The sequence below is a fragment of the Exiguobacterium sp. s78 genome, assembly GCF_018618985.1.
Classification (GTDB): Bacteria; Bacillota; Bacilli; order Exiguobacteriales; family Exiguobacteriaceae; genus Exiguobacterium_A; species Exiguobacterium_A abrahamii.
Genome location: NZ_JACSNB010000001.1, coordinates 1,337,111 through 1,355,008, shown reverse-complemented (window position 1 = coordinate 1,355,008; position 17,898 = coordinate 1,337,111). Strand labels below are relative to the sequence as shown.

Here is a 17,898-nt window from a genome sequence, read left to right as displayed (position 1 = left end):
TTTGATTTGAGTATAGCAGGTCGGAAGAAAAAGACAAGTTTAAAAAAGAGGTGTAGGATAAGAATATTTAGAGAAATAACGTTTCATCCTATCGTTGTCTGGATATATAAAAAGAAGATAAAAAATTTTAGTCATATATCTTTAATTCATACTATTCCGATTTGTAATATCTTGGATAGCCTGTAACAGGAGGTAGATGACGAGAGGAGCTTATAATCATGACTACCCAACTATCAACCGACCTAGGATCCCAAGATATTTTAGCCTCCCTGCGAGATAATGTCGCGATGATTCGATTCGACCGGCAACGTCGTGTCGTCGACGTCAATGGTTTATTCGCAAAGACGATGAAATATAAACGAGAAGAGATGATCGGGATGCAGCATCATCTCTTCTGCACGACGGAGTTTGCAATGAGTGACAGTTACCAAGCATTTTGGCAGAAGCTGTTTAGTGGCTTCAGTACGGCAGATAAAATTGAACGCATCGATGCGCATGGTCAGTCGATTTGGCTAGAAGCAACCTATATGCCGATTTACGATGGAACGGAAGTGACCGGTGTCTTGAAGATTGCTTCCGATATTACGGATCGTCAGCAGACGATTCAAAAGTTCGCGACTTCGTTTGACACGATTGCTAGTGATTTGAATACACGATCGACGCATGGCGAGCAGGAAAGCGAAGCGTTACGGCGAACGATCGAACAGATGGCCGAGACGACCCGTGATAACCATCAGACGATTGAACGGCTGCAACGCCAGGCACAGGACATCGCTCAAGTGACTGAGACGATCAAAACAATTGCGTCACAGACGAATCTATTGTCACTGAATGCATCGATCGAGGCAGCGCGAGCCGGAGAACACGGCAAAGGATTCAATGTCGTCGCGACGGAAGTCCGAAATCTCTCAAAGCTCGTCGAACAAGCCGTCGTCGATGTCCGGCAAACGACGCAGCGAATGAATGATGAACTGCAGCGGATTGCCCGTGCGATGACGCAAGCAACGTCGGATGCACAAGCAAGCGTCACGGTCGTCGCAGAAACGGTCGATCGCTTCCATGACGTTCAAAGTGCGGCATCGACGTTAACGGAGACAGCGCGAGACTTTACAAAAGCAATTTAAGTGAGAGACGGCATTCCGGTAAACGGAGTGCCTTTTTGTATAAAAAGTACCCCTATACTTTGGAATAATATGTTAATATACTACAAAACGGAAAGGGAGCGAACTTCTGATGAATATCCGCACTGCTCGACCTGACGATTTTCAGGCATTGATTCCATTGTTCCAGCAAATCCACGATCAACACGTCGCCTTACGACCCGATCATTACCGTCCGCACGAGATGCCGGTTCCGGAAGACTTATTTCTGTCGCAACTCGAGAATCCGGATTTTGCATTACTCGTTGCGGAACAAGACGGGCTTGCCGGTGTGATCGTCCTAAAGGAAGACATCGTCGAAGGGAGCGGCTTCGTCTTCGATAAGCATTACTTACGCATCATCAGCCTCGTCGTTGCGGATACGCATCAAAAACAAGGCGTCGGGAAACGATTGATGCAAGCCGCTTACGCACATGCGGAAACGATCGGCTGTGACAAAATCGAACTCGGCGTCGATGACGCCAATCAAGAAGCGATCGCCTTTTACGAGGCACTTGGAATGGCTGTCCGCTCGAGACGAATGGAATGGAACGTGACGTCAAGCAGGGAAACGTCGACGTGATGTCAAACAACAGGTACTAGAAAGGAGAGAGGTCATGTTCAGATTACAAGTATCCGATCACGTATCGCTTCAATTGTTTGAACGGCACCATGCGGAAGGATTATTCGCCCTCGTCGATGCCAATCGCGCACATCTCCGCGAATGGCTCGGTTGGGTCGATGGTGCAACAGAGACTATTACATATCAGGAGATCGTCATTCCAGCATGGCTGCAACAATTCGCCGATGGCAACGGCTTTACATGTGGCATTTATCTTCATGACGAGCTCGTCGGAACGATTAGTTTACATGAGATTAATCGGCATCTCGGGCAAACGTCGATTGGCTATTACTTAGGGGAAAAGGACCTTCGAAAAGGCGTCATGACGGACGTCGTCCGGTTCATCACGAACTATTGTTTCGAGACGCTCGGCTTAAACCGTGTCGTCATCGAGTGTGCGACCGGAAACGTCCGAAGCAGACGAATCCCGGAACGACTCGGTTTCACGGAAGAAGGCGTCTTACGGGACGCTGAGAAATTGTACGGGACTTATCACGACATCCAGGTCTATGCGATGTTACGACGGGACTGGACGAAAACACAGGAGGTGGCAGCATGCGCATCGAGCCAATGAATCAAGCGACGTATGACGCTTACTTACCGGTCGCAATTGAGGAGTATGCGGCAGATAAGTGTCGCGCTGGTACGTGGTCAGAGAACGAGTCGCTTGAGAAGGCGACTGAAGAGTTCGCGGCGCTGTTGCCAGAAGGTCTGAAAACGAAGGATCATTATTTGTTTACGTTTCGTGATGAGACAGATAGCGACATCGGGATGGTTTGGGTCCATGTGACGGAAGAATCACGCGGACGTTCCGCCTTCATCTTCGACGTCAAGATTACGTCCGACAAGCAGAACCAAGGCTACGGCAAGAAAGCGCTCCGATCACTAGAAGTGATATTAAAACGGATGAACGTCAAGAAAATTTCCTTACATGTCTTCGCGCATAACGAACGGGCGATTCATGTCTATGACTCGCTTGGGTATGAAAAAACGGATTATTATATGTCGAAACGTCTCGATGACAGCCATTAAAAAAGATTCCTCTTGCGCAAGCAGGAGGAATCCTTTTTGTTTAACGCCATGTTTGTAATGTATTCGCGAACTGGATATTCGTCTCCAGTTCTCCCGTGATCTCGCTTGCTGTAAAGTCATTGCCAGCGAGCCAGTCGGCAAAGTCGAACGTGACTGGTTCCTGATCACCACCGAGCGCGAACCAGACCTTCAACTCTTCCGGGAAGTAGGCAGACGTATGAATCGTTCCCGCCCACTGGGCATATAAATCAGCGAAGACGCCTTTATCGGTATCGTTGAGTAGTCGGAAAGCGGACTCCGCATCTTGAATCATGTGTTGATGGGTCTTCAACTCCATCATCCGACGTTTCGAGTCATCCAGATGATAGCGGTTTTCGTGTTGTAGCAAATCGAAGTGATTGGTGCACATGTTCGATTCCCGCACTTGGACGTCGCGTGCCGTCGCCTCGATGACGAACGAACGCGCCGATTTATCGTGGACGACGTACGTGAACGATCCGCGATGTGGAATTTCCTTGACGAGTGAGATCGCGTCGTCGACCGACGTGCACATCTCGAGGATGATCCGCCCGATCATGAAACTGACGAACCCATCGCCCGGACGACGACGGTTGATGAAGTTATAGCCCATTGCAAGACCATGTTCATTCATCCCGTCCATCCTACCGGTTACCCGCGATGCGGGACCGATGATTGCTGAGCCACCATCATTCGGTTGAAAGACGGAAAATCGACCATCATATGTCATCGGATGGTAATCATAGTTGCGGACGAGGAAATTATCACCTGTCATGATCGAACAACCGCTTTTCGGTCCTTCGACCCGATAATGCCCGAAATGGAGTAACGTATCCGGAAGCGACAGTTCAAGTTCGTCCTGGAGTCCAAGTAACTCGTCCCAAATATGCGGGGCGTACCGGAGAAACATCTCCTTCGTCTCGACCGGATCGACTTGAAAGCGCGGAACACGGATTTTCCAGTTGTCTTCCCGGTTATGGAGCAACTGGTTTCGTTTGACGTAACGCCCTTGTTCGCGACCGAACTCATAATGACTGCCGCGGAATTGCGTGATCTCATTGGCTACACGTTGCATACGATTCATCCTTTCTTCAACTGCTGTATGCTGATTATATCGAACGTGAGGGAGAAAGTCGTACGGTAAGTCTTTACCAAAGCACATCTAAAGTATGGGAATATTGAAAAAATAGTCAACTTTTTCATTCTTAAACCGATAACAAAAACGGGAGGGGATGGAATGAAACATATGTCAGTCAGACGGAAGATACAAGCTTTGATCGCAACAGCCGTCGTTGCGATGCTTTTGATTGCGGGAGCAGGACTCTATTTCTTGAATCAGATGTCGAATGCTTCCCGAGCGATGTATCAGCAAAACTTAATACCGATCCAGGAAGTAGCTCAAATCCGGATCGATACACGCGCGCTCGATTCTTTTTTAGTCGAGATGATGTTAACGAAGGACGAGACGCGGGTCACGGAACTGCAAGCTGAGATCGATACGCGTCAGGCGCAGATTCGTTCGTCGGTCACGAAGGTCGAAAAAACAGGGCATTTCGATGCCAAAGAAAAGAAACAGCTTGAAGAATTAAAGGATAACGTCCTCGCCTATGATAATTCGATGACGATCGTCCAGGATGCGGCGACGCGCAACGAAACCGAAGAAGCCTATACGGCGTATACGCAAGGTCTGGAACAAGTCCGGGATAACGTCGCGGATTCTGCGAAGTCGTTGATGGCTTCGATGACGAAGCAAGCGAAGATGCTTGACGCTCAGAATCAAGCAGAAAAACAAACGGCCTTTTACTTAATGCTCGGCATCTTTTTACTCGCGGTCCTCTTTTTTGCAGGACTTGCAATGTACATTACACGTCTCATCACTCGTCCGATTCGTCAATTGCAGGGATGGATGGATCAATCGGGGAACGGGGACTTGACTGTCCGTGGAACATACGACTCAAAAGACGAGCTTGGACAGTTGACGACGTCCTTCAACGAGATGATTGCGTCACAGCAACAAGTCGTGCTTGAACTAACGGGTACGGCTGACCGTGTCGCTGTCGCATCGGATGAGTTAAGCGTCAACGCGGAATCGACGACGAAAGCAACGGAAATGGTCGCCGTGACGATGGAAGAGATGGCAAGCGGTGCTAGTCAACAATTGCATCAAGTATCGGATGCCTCACGGACGATCGAAGAGTTGACGACGTCGGTCCGTTACGTCGCCGGTAATGCCCAACAAATGACGGAACGCACAGCGGATGCGATGGAAAAAGTCGCACTCGGTGGTCAAGTCGTCGGAACACTCGGTACCCAAATGGGACGGATTCAAGAAGATGTTTCTCGACTGAGCCACGTCATTGACGGTCTTGGTAACCGATCGCAGGAAATCGGACAAATCACGGATTCGATCAAAGGTGTCGCGGCACAGACGAACTTGCTCGCGTTAAACGCAGCAATCGAAGCAGCGCGTGCTGGCGAACAAGGACGCGGATTCGCCGTCGTCGCAGCGGAAGTCAAGACGCTCGCGGAACAGTCGGCGGTCTCGGCAAAACAGATCGAGTCGTTGATTCGGGTCATTCAACAAGAGACGGAAGCATCGGTCGCCTCGATGGAGAAAGTCTCAACCGAGATGACGAGTGGAATTGCCGTCGTCGATCAAGCCGGTGCCTCATTCTCAGAAATCGAGACAGCAATCACCGACGTGACAGGGCACGTCGAAGAAGTGTCCGGTGCCGTACAGGAAATGGCGGCAGCGAGTGAGCAGATCGCATCCGTCATGCGAACGATTCAAGCAGTGACGGAAGGGACTGCTGCCGGAACACAAAACATCTCCGCTTCGACCGAGGAGCAGATGGCGTCGATGGAAGAAATCTCATCCGCGTCCCAATCACTCGCGACGATGGCAGATGATTTAAAACAAGTCACAGGCAGATTCACCGTGTAAGATATTGAACGACGACCATGAGGTAATCCATCATGGTCGTTTTTTTATTTGTGGTAATGAATGGAAAACAAGCAGGGGAGTAAGCGTGTGGCGTCGTATGTACAGGTTAAGTAGCAGCAGATAGATGTTATGAAAGTGATTGAAGAAATTGTTTGACAGCACGACGGGACGTCAGATGGATAACTTGTTTATCGGACGTCGCTGTAAGCGTTGAAAGAATACTCGGTCGCTTATCGATCGGGAAACGCCAAATCCATTTCAGAAAATCAAACGATAGTTTCTCGGGACAGCCTGCCGCCATATCCGGTCGACCGGTCTTGCGATAGCGCCATGTCCTTTTCAATGCCCGGTACAGACAGAGTGTCCGTGGTAGGTCAAGGAAGATGATTGTATCGGCGGCATCAATTCGTAAATCAAGCGTTCCACTGTAATTACCGTCGATGATCCACGTGTCGCGCGACGTGAGCATGTGTTGAATCTGGCGTTGTTCCTCACGCGAAACTGTCTCCCAGTTCGGACGCCATAATAAACTGTCGAGGTGATCAACAGGATAGCTGAGTTTTTTGCCCATCTCGCGGGCAAGCGTCGATTTACCGGATCCACCAGAACCAATCAAAATGATCTTTCGCATCGTAGACCTCCTATTTTTTGTCATAGAAATTGATCATACCACGGTTTTCTAGTCGAGGATAGAACGAAAGGAGTGAATGAGATGGTACCAAATTTCATAATCGAAGGGATGACGATCGTTTTTACACTACTCGTAATCGGTTGCGGCGTGATATTCCTGCCGCAGCGTTGGAAGCGGTATGGCTTGATTTTGCTTGGTTTGGTGGCAATCGGGTGTAGTTCCTTTTGGTACATCCGACCGACGCTCGTCAATCAACAGATTGCTGAGGATGAGAAATTGCTTAAGATAGAATTAGCACGGCAATTCCCGGATGAAGTCTACACTACAAAAACACAAAAATTTTCGTATGAGTCTTCGGCGAATCCGGCTTCAATTGAAGTCGAATTTGCAAATGAACCTAACGTAACTTATTTTCTAGATATGGATGGGAACCGGATTAGGCTTTCAAGTTTTATCTTTAAAAACGGAGGATTTCCACAGGATTTACAGCATGAATTCAAATGAAGAGGCTGACTCAAAAAAAGAATGACGCGTCTTTTCACGCCCTTTCCTCAGGCGAGACACAAGCCAGATTTCCTGCTTCGTTGAAGCAGGAAAGCGGGTCTTGTTCGTCTCTGACAGCGCATAAATGCGCTTGTTCCTGTAGGAGTGGCGTGTGACGTGTCATTCTTTTTGTTACTAAATAAGGAAGGCAGATCATTATTCTGCCACCCTTATCTTTGTAGAGACTGACTTTTGAGTCAGCCCCTTTTGATTAAGTCGATTTCAAATTTTTCGTAGCAGACATCGTCTTGACGGCGAAGAAGGCAATCAGACCGAATCCGACCTTGTTGATCAAGTCAGCGAAGTTATAGATCAATTCGCGGACGAGTTGTACCTCGATGCCGGGTGCAAACAAGGTGACCGCGTAACCGACCGGATAGATTGCCCATCCGATTAAGATGAACAAGCGCATCTGCAACAAGGCTTTACGAATCGGGGCAGGCTTATCTTCAGCGGCTTTCGTGACGTTCGTGAACAAGAGATAAATGATATAAAACCATGCGATACAACCGACGACATATGCCCAAAGACCGAGTTGTGTGAAGCCACCCGCTAGATTGATGGACGATTCTCCGATATAACCACCGATGATCATAATGATGTCCGCGATGACGAGTTTCGTCAGAAGCGAACGTCCTTTTCCACCTTTTAAACCGAGCAACAGCGGAAACTTGATCAGCAAGAGAGGCGTCGTCACGAGCCAATCGATGTAGCGGATTTCAGTCGGAAAACCATCGATCTCCGACAACAAACCTGATTCCCCGACAGCTTGCTTCATGAAATAGTAATGAATCGCGGCGACGAACGTGACGAGAGCAGCGACTGTTGCGGTCGAGCGGTATTCCGGGGCAAGGGAATTTCGTTCGACGAGAAAATAGAGCGTACCGGCGGCCATTCCGACGAATCCGACCCAGAACATGTACTGGGTCGCAAGGACGAGAAGGTTAACGTCTTCCATGTTGTTTCGACTCCTTTTCGTAAGTGGACACGACCTTTCATACTTTTATTTTACTGACGATACAAACTTCAGACACCACGTCGAAACGCTCTTGATGTGCAGTCTATCAACGGTTTGACAACATTTTGACACACTTGAGGAGGAGTGACGGATGTCGATTAAACGAACGGATCATATCAGCCTGAACGTCTTGAATCTAGAAGAAGCGATTTACTTTTTTTCACTTTGTGGTCTCGAAGTACGCGGACGTTGGGAGATGAAAGGAGCGTTACTCGATCGTTTATTGAATCTAGAGGGAGCGGAGACGGAGTGTGCTGCACTCGGATTACCAAGTGAACCGATATGGCTCGAACTCGTTCGGTTCAAACACCCACGCTACACGGCTTCCGTAATCCAATCCGTCCATGCGAGTGGATTGCGTCATCTCTGTTTTGAAGTAACAGAACTCGCCGCGCTCGTCGAACGTTTAGCGGACAATGGATATCAGTCGATTGGCGACGTCGCGAATTACGAAAATGAGTATCGCCTATGTTACGTAAGAGGACCAGAAGGCGTGATCATTGAGTTGGCAGAAAAAATCGGACCCGTCTAGACAGGTCCGATGTATATTTTTAAGAACAACAGGAAGTCGATGATTGTGGCAGGGAAACTTTGCACACACCCGTCTCCGGTAATGATAACTTGACCTGCTTCGCACGTGCCTCGTCTCCGACAAGAAAAGCAACGACTGATCGAACTTGTTCATAACCGGTCGCAAGCAGGAAGGTCGGAGCACGACCGTAACTTTTTGCACCGACCAGATAAAGTCCGTGATCAGGATGACGTAACTCCGCTTCCCCATGTGGACGGACAGTCCCGCAACTATGAAGGTTCGGATCAATCAGAGGAGCAAGTATTCGACTACTCTCGGTCACAGGATCGATATCAAGCCGTACTTCTTCAAGGAACGAGAAGTCGGGTCGACTTCCTGCGTTGACGATCAGCTGATCGATATGATGGAGAGACCGACCATCTTGAGCAGTGATGTCAAACGACTTTCCTTTCGATTCAATGGATTGGGTCTTGAAACTGGAGTGAACCCTAATCTGATCTCGTTCAACGAGCTGACGGATACGCGAACCGAGTGCCCCGCGACCTTCTAGTGCATCCTTATCTTCTCCGCCGTAGGCTTGAACGGGGTCAGATTTGCGAAGAATCCAATGAATCTCCGTTTCAGGGTAGTGCGCTTTAATGGAAACGAGTTCAAGGAGCGAGTTCAAAGCCGAGTGCCCGCTACCGATGACAGCGACGGATTGATTAGCGAAAACAACAGTATCACGTTTCGCATTTACGATCGAATACCGGACAGGTAAGTTCTGCTCGATTTCGACTCGATGACCAGAACTGATTGCAGGATTTGGTCGCCCGAGGACGCCAGACGCATCGATGACCGCGCGAGCGAGAATATGTTTACGTCCGTTCGGCGTGTCTATGACTAATTCGAACGGTGTTACATCACGTGAGGCATTCGTCATCTTGTCTAGACCTGCCCGTGAGATCGAGAGAATCTCATGTTGGAAATGTAGAGAGGGAGCAATTTCCGGTAATGCAGCAAGTGGGGCAAGGTATTGTTTGATCAATTCAGTTCCGGTCGGCACAGTATCGTTTGCTGGTGCAATCCAGTCCGTCAGCTCGAGCAAGTGACGTGCTGCGTCACTAATATTGTATTGCCACGTCGAAAACATCCGAACGTGTTCCCATTGTTTGATATGGTGGGCAATCGAAGGACCTTTCTCAAATAGTAAAAACGATTGACCTTCCACTACAAGTTGAGCTGCAGCTGCAAGACCGATCGGACCGGCACCGATGATGACGATGGGGTGGGAAGAAGCGTATGACATGAATAAAACCTCCTTTTTATTTGTAAGTTGCAAGTATTAGAGACATGGTTTACAGCAAACGTCACTCTCGCCCATCTTCGTGTTCAGCAAGTCGATTGCCTGGAGGACATGTGCTTTTTCGAAGGAAGTCATTGATGAGAAGATGGAATCAAGATACGTGTTCATCTCTTCGTCAATGGCTTGAGCAACACGTAATCCTTTCTCGGACAGGCGAAGTAGGTGAATTCGACGATCGTTGATCGCGGGACGCTTTACGAGTAGGTCCCGCTTAATCAATGTTTGTACTTGTCTGCTGAACGTAGTGATATCAAGAGCGAGTTGGTCAGCAATTACTTGCATTGCGGAGTCAGGATGTTTGGCAACCTGATACAGCAGATGACTTTGAACGAGAGATATCTCTTCATCTAGGACGGCACAACAATTCTTATTCAATAATCCGAAGCGCCGGGTGAACGTTTGAAATAATTCACGAGTTTCATTCATGTATAGCTCTCCTTTCTCTATTTTGCTTATGAATCAGTTATACGATATAAACTTGCAAATTGCAAGTAATAAATATATGATTTTCTCATATTCAATTTTAAATAAGGAAAGGGGGAATTGGATGCTTGTTCGTTCGATGGAAGAGGAAGATCGTAGCACTGTGTTAGCCATCTATCGTCAAGGAGTAGAAGAAGGGAACGCGACGTTCGAAACGATGATTCATGAGCAAGAGTGGTGGACAACGCTGACGCAATCTGAACGATTCGTTCTAGAGCAAGGTGGAAAAGTGATTGGCTGGGCTAAACTGGGACGTGTTTCTGAACGTCATGTCTACCGTGGCGTTCGAGAAGTCAGTATATATCTGGAGCGTTCCGCTCGAGGACTCGGCGGTGGACGATTCTTAATGGAGGCGTTGATCACCTATGCGGACGCCAACGGGATATGGACGCTTCAATCACACATGTTCCCAGAAAACATCGCAAGCAGACGGCTGCATGAGCGACTTGGGTTCGAGCTAGTCGGTCGACGACGTGCCATCGCACAGCATCATTGTGTCTGGCGAGACACGTTGTTATTTGAGCGACGAAATGACCTCAGGTAATGAAGTGATGTTTACACGCTTGATTGTTCATTTCAAATCTTCTAGCATGACCTGCCTTCGCTGAAGCGAGGGTTTTTTAGTTTATCCGTCGATGGAAGAAGGAAAGTACTAAAGACGTATGATGTTACTTAAAATGACGGAGGAGGATGGATGGATGTTGCACGCCTTATTTTTAAACTGCACCTTAAAAGCATCACGTGAACCATCGAATACGGAGGCGCTGATCCGTGACGTGATTGCATATTGGAAACAAGAGGACGTCACTTCAGAAATTGTCCGGATCGTCGATCACCAAGTGGCGTTCGGCGTCACGGAAGACGAAGGCAACGGGGATGAATGGCCCGTGATTTTCGAAAAGGTGAAGCGGGCGGACATCGTTGTCATCGGAACACCGCTCTGGTTGGGTGAAAAAAGTAGTGTTGCGACGCAAGTCATTGAACGATTGTACGGAGGGAGCGGCCTGACGAACGATCTTGGACAAGCAATCTACTACAACAAGGTCGGTGGCGTCATCGTCACGGGGAATGAAGATGGAGCTAAACATGCGTCTGCTTCCATCTTGTACGGTCTGTCGCATATCGGCTTTACGATTCCGCCGAACGTCGATGCTTACTGGGTCGGTGAAGCGGGACCAGGACCATCGTACATCGAAGCAGGACGGAACAACGATTTTACGAAGCGGCACGCACAGTTTTTAGCTGCCAACCTATACCATTTTGCGAAGATGTTAAAGGAACACCCGATTCCAGCAGAAGGGAATGTGATGGAATGAAAAAACAACGTTTAACAGGATACGGTGTCGCCACATTGTTCGCGATGAGTTTAATGCTTGCGGGTTGCGGAAACGACGAAGCGTCGACGGACAAGGTCGAAGAAGGATCAACGAATTCGAACACGACCGACGATACGATGCAAGACAAGGATACGGTAACGAAAAATGCCGACACGGATTATGGCTTCAACAGTCTGTCGATTGAAGCGGACGTTGAAGGGGATAACGATGCCATTGATATTAGTTATGACCGGGATAATGACGGAACGGAAGCGGAATATCGCTATAAAGGGGAGCAAAAACAAGGAGACGACGCGATGGCGGAACTCGACGCGAAGTTCAAGAACTTAAAGATTGATGCGGATACATCTGAAAATGAGGTCATCAGTGAGGTTGAACGTGTGTTTGCGATCCAAGATGCTTCCCGCTTAGAGGTTGAAATCGAATTCTCAGACGGAACCGAAAAAGAATATAAAAAATAAACAACAGGTCTGCGCCCGTAACGGGTGTAGACCTGTTGTCTTAGTGTAGCGTCACATGAGCGAGGACACCGTAATGATCGCTCGGTACAAGGTGATGCGGCAGTCGATGATTTCCGATCAGCTGGACGTGCTGTAAGGTCACCTGTGAAAGCGAACGCTGACAGAGTAACCAATCATATCGAACGGGGCTTGTGATGCCGTCATTCTTCCTTGTGTACGGATTCATCACGGAATCAAGCGTCGCGGCGGCAATCTGTCCTGTACGAGCGGCAAAACTACCGGCGAGATCGACCCATTTCTTAAGCGCAGCTTGATGCAGAGCAGAGTTTGGACCATCATTAAAGTCACCGCCTAAGAACTCGATCGTCGTGTCATCCGTCTGTGAGGCAATCCATTCGTTGACGAATCGAAGTTGATCGAGTCGAATGTCTGAAGCACGCCAATTGAAATGAATGTTCGTCACGGCAAAACGAACACCGTCAATCGAAAACGGGATCCGAATCGCACAGTGGTGGTTGATGTTTGCTGTCGCAGCGGCACTCGAATCCGTTCGTTCGAACGGTAATTTCGTCAGAATGGCAAGTCCTTCATCCGGTGAATCCATGTAAGGATCCATCATCCAATAAGGATAACCAGTCGCCTCTGCAAGATGCTCGGCAATCGAGATGAATGGTTCATCCGGATGAAACGTCGACATGACTTCTTGCAGGAGGAGAATGTCCGGTTGATGTTGCTTGATCTCCGCGCACAACGCCTCGAACCGTTCTTGTCGTTTGTACGGGTGATGCCAAATGTTATATGTCGCAATCGATAACGAAAGACTCATAGCTGTAAGCCCATCAACACCGTATCGTAAAAGCAACCGTCCGATAGTAACCGGTCATGACGCAGTCGTCCTTCTTCCTGAAATCCATGTCGCTGATAGAGACGAATAGCGCCGAGGTTCGTCTCGACGACTTCGAGCTGAATTTTTTGCAGGGATTGCGCTTTTGCCCAAGCAATCATCCGTTCCAGCAGTTGGGTACCGATTCCTTGCCCCCAGTCGGATTGAAGTACACCGAGTCCAAATGATGCCTTGTGCGCGAAACGTTTTAAATGAAAACCACGACACCGGGCGTAGGCGATGAGTCGTCCATCGCGCTCGACGACGAGGATACGATCCGGAACCGAGGAATCGCGTAACTGATTTGCGAAATCCGTCGCCGTCATCACGTCCTCACCAGGCATCCGGTCGAAGTATTCCGTTTCCGCATCGAGCGTTTGGCGTAATTCAGCGAGGGCTTCAGCGTCACTGAGTCGAGCCGGTCGAATCTGGTACCGTTGCGTATCGAACGAGTGGTGCATCGTCTGCATATGTAATCCTCCGTTCTAGATGGAATATGCTATCATTATGGCAGGAATGGTATCATTTGTAAATTTAAGGAGAGAAGAAATGAAAATTCAATTAGGGTCAGAACAATACGAAAGGGTGACTCAAAAAAAGAATGATTCGCCTTTTTGCACTTTTTCCTATCGGAGTTGCGTGTGACGAGTCATTTTTTTACGAGATAAGGATGATAGATGATTATTCTGTCACCCTTATCTTTGCAGAGAATAATTTATGAATCACCCTCCATGATGTGTTCAACAAATGATTTTAACGCCGGACGTGCACAATCCAAGCTGACATGTACGTAAGTGTTCCGATCGATAAGATAATTGCAATCGCATAGAACGGAAACGCTGGATACAGTTGAAGTAACGGTTGCTCGAACAAAAAAGCAATCATTAGGACGGGAAGGCTGATCATAAAAGCAACATACGCGGCACGAGTCGCTTTACCGGTGATCAGTGCCTCACGTTCATCGGAGTCGGAAAATTCTGCTGTCGCAAACGAACGTGTACGGTCTTCTCGTAAGAAATAGCTGACGATCGAGAGGACAATCGCAATCACTAGCACTGGAAGGACACTCATTACATCTAATTTCAGCGACAATCCCCTACCGGATACCGGATCATCTTGAAATAGTTGTAGGTTCGCATGAATGGCACTAATGAGATAAGCCGCTAAAAAGTAGAGACAACAATTAAGTAAGGATTGAGTGACGACACGTTTCATCGGGATTCCTCCTCTAATTGAAATAGTTCCTCGATCGGACGATCAAAGACGCGGGCAATCTGCATCGCGAGTAATAGCGACGGGGTATAGCTTCCTTTTTCAAGCGAGATAACGGTTTGTCGGGTCACACCGATTCGTTCGGCGAATTGCTCTTGCGTCCACTTGTGCTGTTGACGATATAGGCGGACATGGTTCGTCAGTTTCATCTGACGACCTCCTTTCCAGTTGTTTACATTGTAAAGTCGGTGTTACATTTTGTAAAGTAGACTTTACGTCTTGTGTGTAAAAAAAACAATGAATCGAGTCGATTCATTGGTTCGTCACGTCATGTGATGATCATCTAAAATCATTCCAGGGGATCGGTCATTTGAAGCCCACGTGAGCATTAAAATACGTAAGGTGTCAAAATGACAGCCATGAGACAGGCGAACGTCGTTAATCCCTGGTGATGACGTAAAGATAAGAAGAACGTGACCAGCCCAGTGATCGTCATACCAGATAAAATCTATCCTAGCCAAAACTCCGTGCTATTCGAAGCAATCGGGATGCTCAATAAGTAAGCTGTCGCGTGCGGAAAGAAGCCGATGGCATCTAACAGGATACCGCCAAAGACACCCATCAGCAGCAAGCCGATCGACAGACGAAATAGTGCTTTACGTTTAATCATTATGCATGCTCCTATTCTGTTTGGTTGACGCAAGAAATCCTATTGTTGCGCCTATTCAATATGTTTCTACAAAAAGCGAGGGATTCCTTTCTGTTATCTATCCCTGAACTTTATCAAAAATCCTTGCTTCTGCACATCAATCGGAATATTCAGATAATTATCGGGTATTCTTTTGAAAACGCCATCGCCGATTCAGTGGAGAGGAGAAGAGAAGATGATGCCTGAACTGATACCGGATGACCGGGAGCTCGAACGAAGGATTCGGATCGTCCATCTGTTGCGAAAACTGGGGAAAACGGACGAAGCGATTGCCCGATCCTTGTATGTTTCGATCGAATGGGTTCAATCGATTTATGAAGAAGACGACTGGCAGCAAATGCAATCATCCTAAGGCAAGGACGTCTCGTCCTTGTTTTTTCACGTGTTCCAGTATACTAAAACAAGCATCTCAAATCGAGAGGATGAAGTGAAATGAACGTTGCCATCATAGGAGCAGGAATTAGTGGTTTATATCTCGCGACGCGTATACAGGAGCTTGGACACGACGTGACGATCTATGAAGCACGTGACCGAATCGGCGGAAGAATTGAGACGGTTGATTTCAACCTAGCAGGACAATCATATGCGTTTGATCTTGGACCGACCTGGTTTTGGCCGGACAGTGAACCACTGATGGTCGATTTGATTCATCGATTCGATTTACCGACACTAGAACAATATGCGGCGGGAGCGCTTCGACTCGAACGGGCTGACGGCATCGAGTCACATGTAGTTGCGAATCAACCGACGGCGCTTCGCCTTCGTGACGGAATCCGCTCCGTTGCTACGGCACTTGCTGCACGACTCACACCGGGAACGATTCGACTCAAGTCTCCGATCAGCCAGATTGATGTCACGAACCGGATTGTCGTCAGTAAAGGAAGGAAAAGTCAACCGTTCGATGAGATCGTTCTCGCACTACCACCACGTCTAGTGGCAAGACTATCGTATGTGCCAGCTTTACCTGAAGCAGTCCTGGATGAACTCGCAGCATTACCGACCTGGATGGCGCAGCAAGCGAAATGTCTGATTTTTTACGAGAAACCGTTTTGGCGTGATTCAGGCTGGTCCGGTCAGGCAATCAGCTGGACTGGGATGGTGCAAGAGATTCATGACGCTTCCCCACAAGACGGACCGGGAGCGTTGTTCGGTTTTTTCCGGACGCCGGCACGTGAACGACAGTTATTGACCGAGGCGGAAATCAAGGAAACGTTACTCGCGCAGCTGGTTCGTCTGTTCGGTGAACAAGCGCGTCAGTCGATTGGTTGGGCGTATAAAGACTGGTCGACGGATAGTTGGACAGCAACACGAGCTGATGCAGCACCGCTCGTGGATTTCCCTGCGTATCATGCCATCAATCTCGGAGTGGAGCATGCAGCGATTTCATTGATTGGGACAGAGACCGATCCGAGTCATGGTGGACACTTAGAAGGCGCCTTACGATCCGTTGAACGCTATTTAGAAAAGAGAGGAAGAGAAAAATGATCGAGACGCTACATTATGATGTGTTTACATCGACGCCAGGAAGCGGTAATCCAGCTGGGGTCGTCTTAGACGCCGATCAATTGACTGAGTCGGAAATGCAACGAATCGCTCGTACGAACGGCTTTACCGAGACGACGTTCGTCCTGTCATCCGAGCAAGCGGACTACCGCATGCGCTACTTTGCACCGGAACGGGAAATGGATTTATGCGGCCATGGTACGATCGCTGCATTAACGGCACTCGATTCAAAGATCCGTTTATCTCCGATATGTCAGATCGAGACGAAAACAGGTATCTTGCCTGTGATGCGTTTAGCGAACGGAATGTTTCGCTTGCAACAAGGACAACCTCAATTACATCAGTTTGACGGTGACATAAAGCACGTTCTAGCCGCGATTGGTCTCGAATTGAAACATCTCGATGACCGATGGCCAATCGTATACGGCAGTACTGGGAACTGGACACTGATCCTCCCCATTCGTCGACTTGAGGACTTCCACCGGATGATGCCGGATAACCAACACTTTGCCACCGTGTTGACCGACTTCCCACAAGCCTCGATTCATCCGATTTGTCTCGATACATATAACCGACAAGCGACGATGCACGGACGTCACTTCTCAGCAACGGGAGCAGGAAGCATCGAAGATCCGGTTACGGGAACGGCGAGTGGTGTGATGGGCGTCTACTACCGAAAATTCATCCAGCCACCTGAAACGGAAACTGCGATCATCGTCGAACAAGGACACGAGATGGGTCGACCCGGTCAGGTCGGAATCCGTATTTCTGGCGAAGGTCTTGATCACAGCAAATGGAAAGTCGAGATGGACGGGCAAGCCGTCTTTGTCGGCGTCAAGAGAGCGGGAGAGGAAGAGGCAGATGTTAAAACACTTCATTTGGGATTTTGATGGCACCTTGTTTGATACATATCCGGTGCTAGTCGATGTGTTCGTGGAATTACTCGAGCGTGAGGGGCGAACGGTTGAACGCGAGCAAGTAGCAGAGCTGATGGCGATCTCGGCAAAAACGACGTATGAGGCGTTTGGTGTGTCCGAAGCGTTCATTCTGAACTACAAGCAACAAAAGATGATCATCGAACAAGAACAGTCTGAACCGTTTCTCGGAATCAGTGAACTGCTAGAAGCGTTATCGACGAGAGGTGCGACGCATCATATCGTCACCCATCGCGGAACATCGATTCATGCGTTGCTTGCAAAACATGGGTTGACACATCATTTTCAAGACGTGTTGACGGCACCGGATGGATTCGCCCGAAAACCGGATCCGGAAGCTGTCACGTACTTGATCGATCGGCACCAGATGGCACGAGACGAGACGATCATGATTGGAGACCGGGAACTCGATGTCTTAGCCGGACATCGTGCCGGTATCAAGACGTGTTTGATAAGCGAACATACGAGTCAGACCGTTGCGACCTATACCGTAACGTCGCCCGGTCGATTAAAGGAATTGTTACTGACATAAAAACAGCCCCGCTTCCAGT

At 48.5% G+C, this 17,898-nt stretch carries 24 protein-coding genes; 14 read left to right on the top strand and 10 right to left on the bottom strand.

The features are described 5' to 3' along the window. Positions 1–218: 218 nt before the first annotated feature. From KNQ18_RS17410 to KNQ18_RS06960, 4 genes are all read left to right on the top strand, one after another. On the top strand, positions 219–1,124 hold the full coding sequence (locus KNQ18_RS17410; RefSeq protein WP_133208597.1) for a methyl-accepting chemotaxis protein: 906 nt from the start codon (positions 219–221) through the stop codon (positions 1,122–1,124). Positions 1,125–1,233: 109 nt separating this feature from the next. After that, entirely contained in the window at positions 1,234–1,722 is a 489-nt protein-coding gene (locus KNQ18_RS06970; protein WP_149427329.1) for a GNAT family N-acetyltransferase, read from the top strand. A gap of 34 nt (positions 1,723–1,756) precedes the next feature. Further along, positions 1,757–2,335, top strand: coding sequence for a GNAT family N-acetyltransferase (locus KNQ18_RS06965; protein WP_215084254.1), 579 nt, complete (start codon positions 1,757–1,759; stop codon positions 2,333–2,335). Continuing rightward, positions 2,317–2,793 (top strand): GNAT family N-acetyltransferase, encoded by a 477-nt coding sequence (locus tag KNQ18_RS06960; RefSeq protein WP_064300945.1) that lies wholly within the window; start codon positions 2,317–2,319, stop codon positions 2,791–2,793. Before KNQ18_RS06965 ends, KNQ18_RS06960 begins: the two co-directional genes overlap by 19 nt. Positions 2,794–2,833: 40 nt before the next feature. On the opposite strand, the gene KNQ18_RS06955 is transcribed toward KNQ18_RS06960, so the two are convergent. Next, a complete protein-coding gene (locus tag KNQ18_RS06955) occupies positions 2,834–3,886 on the bottom strand; it encodes a C45 family autoproteolytic acyltransferase/hydrolase (protein ID WP_023468255.1) in 1,053 nt (350 codons plus the stop codon). A gap of 162 nt (positions 3,887–4,048) precedes the next feature. Between KNQ18_RS06955 and KNQ18_RS06950 the strand changes: the two genes are divergently transcribed. Next, positions 4,049–5,755 carry a methyl-accepting chemotaxis protein gene (locus KNQ18_RS06950; protein ID WP_215084252.1) on the top strand — a complete coding sequence of 569 codons (1,707 nt, stop codon included), beginning with the start codon at positions 4,049–4,051 and terminating at the stop codon, positions 5,753–5,755. Positions 5,756–5,882: 127 nt separating this feature from the next. On the opposite strand, the gene KNQ18_RS06945 is transcribed toward KNQ18_RS06950, so the two are convergent. Then, on the bottom strand, positions 5,883–6,386 hold the full coding sequence (locus KNQ18_RS06945) for a DNA topology modulation protein (protein WP_214769996.1): 504 nt from the start codon (positions 6,384–6,386) through the stop codon (positions 5,883–5,885). 81 nt (positions 6,387–6,467) lie between these two features. Here KNQ18_RS06945 and KNQ18_RS06940 point away from each other — a divergent pair, with 81 nt between their 5' ends. Beyond that, the gene (locus tag KNQ18_RS06940; protein WP_214723146.1) at positions 6,468–6,890 is read left to right on the top strand and encodes a hypothetical protein; all 423 of its coding nucleotides are present in this window, start codon (positions 6,468–6,470) and stop codon (positions 6,888–6,890) included. Between the two features lie 250 nt (positions 6,891–7,140). Here KNQ18_RS06940 and KNQ18_RS06935 read toward each other — a convergent pair whose 3' ends face one another. Continuing rightward, positions 7,141–7,887: a bacteriorhodopsin gene (locus tag KNQ18_RS06935; protein WP_214857593.1), complete on the bottom strand. Its 747-nt coding sequence runs from the start codon at positions 7,885–7,887 to the stop codon at positions 7,141–7,143. Positions 7,888–8,038: 151 nt separating this feature from the next. Between KNQ18_RS06935 and KNQ18_RS06930 the strand changes: the two genes are divergently transcribed. Then, positions 8,039–8,479: a VOC family protein gene (locus tag KNQ18_RS06930; RefSeq protein ID WP_064300951.1), complete on the top strand. Its 441-nt coding sequence runs from the start codon at positions 8,039–8,041 to the stop codon at positions 8,477–8,479. A gap of 19 nt (positions 8,480–8,498) precedes the next feature. Here KNQ18_RS06930 and KNQ18_RS06925 read toward each other — a convergent pair whose 3' ends face one another. Then, the gene (locus KNQ18_RS06925) at positions 8,499–9,767 is read right to left on the bottom strand and encodes an NAD(P)-binding domain-containing protein (protein ID WP_214723152.1); all 1,269 of its coding nucleotides are present in this window, start codon (positions 9,765–9,767) and stop codon (positions 8,499–8,501) included. 36 nt (positions 9,768–9,803) lie between these two features. Further along, positions 9,804–10,250, bottom strand: coding sequence for a MarR family winged helix-turn-helix transcriptional regulator (locus KNQ18_RS06920; protein WP_214723154.1), 447 nt, complete (start codon positions 10,248–10,250; stop codon positions 9,804–9,806). A gap of 121 nt (positions 10,251–10,371) precedes the next feature. Here KNQ18_RS06920 and KNQ18_RS06915 point away from each other — a divergent pair, with 121 nt between their 5' ends. The 3 genes from KNQ18_RS06915 to KNQ18_RS06905 all read left to right on the top strand — a co-directional run bounded on the left by KNQ18_RS06915 (position 10,372) and on the right by KNQ18_RS06905 (position 12,105). Beyond that, positions 10,372–10,851 (top strand): GNAT family N-acetyltransferase, encoded by a 480-nt coding sequence (locus KNQ18_RS06915; protein ID WP_214723156.1) that lies wholly within the window; start codon positions 10,372–10,374, stop codon positions 10,849–10,851. Positions 10,852–11,005: 154 nt separating this feature from the next. Next, on the top strand, positions 11,006–11,623 hold the full coding sequence (locus KNQ18_RS06910) for a flavodoxin family protein (protein WP_055968026.1): 618 nt from the start codon (positions 11,006–11,008) through the stop codon (positions 11,621–11,623). Next, the gene (locus KNQ18_RS06905; RefSeq protein WP_251133311.1) at positions 11,620–12,105 is read left to right on the top strand and encodes a YusW family protein; all 486 of its coding nucleotides are present in this window, start codon (positions 11,620–11,622) and stop codon (positions 12,103–12,105) included. Before KNQ18_RS06910 ends, KNQ18_RS06905 begins: the two co-directional genes overlap by 4 nt. 40 nt (positions 12,106–12,145) lie before the next feature. On the opposite strand, the gene KNQ18_RS06900 is transcribed toward KNQ18_RS06905, so the two are convergent. The 5 genes from KNQ18_RS06900 to KNQ18_RS06880 all read right to left on the bottom strand — a co-directional run bounded on the left by KNQ18_RS06900 (position 12,146) and on the right by KNQ18_RS06880 (position 14,870). Then, entirely contained in the window at positions 12,146–12,931 is a 786-nt protein-coding gene (locus KNQ18_RS06900; RefSeq protein ID WP_215084250.1) for an endonuclease/exonuclease/phosphatase family protein, read from the bottom strand. Then, positions 12,928–13,458 (bottom strand): GNAT family N-acetyltransferase, encoded by a 531-nt coding sequence (locus KNQ18_RS06895; RefSeq protein WP_052017128.1) that lies wholly within the window; start codon positions 13,456–13,458, stop codon positions 12,928–12,930. Before KNQ18_RS06895 ends, KNQ18_RS06900 begins: the two co-directional genes overlap by 4 nt. Positions 13,459–13,741: 283 nt before the next feature. Continuing rightward, positions 13,742–14,203 carry a hypothetical protein gene (locus KNQ18_RS06890; RefSeq protein ID WP_215084248.1) on the bottom strand — a complete coding sequence of 154 codons (462 nt, stop codon included), beginning with the start codon at positions 14,201–14,203 and terminating at the stop codon, positions 13,742–13,744. Further along, a complete protein-coding gene (locus KNQ18_RS06885; RefSeq protein WP_214723164.1) occupies positions 14,200–14,409 on the bottom strand; it encodes a helix-turn-helix transcriptional regulator in 210 nt (69 codons plus the stop codon). The genes KNQ18_RS06890 and KNQ18_RS06885 overlap by 4 nt, the downstream gene beginning before the upstream one ends. 299 nt (positions 14,410–14,708) lie before the next feature. Then, positions 14,709–14,870: a hypothetical protein gene (locus KNQ18_RS06880; protein ID WP_215084246.1), complete on the bottom strand. Its 162-nt coding sequence runs from the start codon at positions 14,868–14,870 to the stop codon at positions 14,709–14,711. Between the two features lie 214 nt (positions 14,871–15,084). Between KNQ18_RS06880 and KNQ18_RS06875 the strand changes: the two genes are divergently transcribed. From KNQ18_RS06875 to KNQ18_RS06860, 4 genes are all read left to right on the top strand, one after another. Beyond that, positions 15,085–15,261 (top strand): hypothetical protein, encoded by a 177-nt coding sequence (locus KNQ18_RS06875; protein WP_169738094.1) that lies wholly within the window; start codon positions 15,085–15,087, stop codon positions 15,259–15,261. An 80-nt stretch (positions 15,262–15,341) separates the two neighbouring features. Next, a complete protein-coding gene (locus KNQ18_RS06870; protein ID WP_215084244.1) occupies positions 15,342–16,394 on the top strand; it encodes a flavin monoamine oxidase family protein in 1,053 nt (350 codons plus the stop codon). After that, positions 16,391–17,302: a PhzF family phenazine biosynthesis protein gene (locus KNQ18_RS06865; RefSeq protein ID WP_215084242.1), complete on the top strand. Its 912-nt coding sequence runs from the start codon at positions 16,391–16,393 to the stop codon at positions 17,300–17,302. The genes KNQ18_RS06870 and KNQ18_RS06865 overlap by 4 nt, the downstream gene beginning before the upstream one ends. Beyond that, on the top strand, positions 17,274–17,879 hold the full coding sequence (locus tag KNQ18_RS06860) for an HAD-IA family hydrolase (RefSeq protein WP_215084240.1): 606 nt from the start codon (positions 17,274–17,276) through the stop codon (positions 17,877–17,879). The genes KNQ18_RS06865 and KNQ18_RS06860 overlap by 29 nt, the downstream gene beginning before the upstream one ends. Positions 17,880–17,898: the final 19 nt, after the last annotated feature.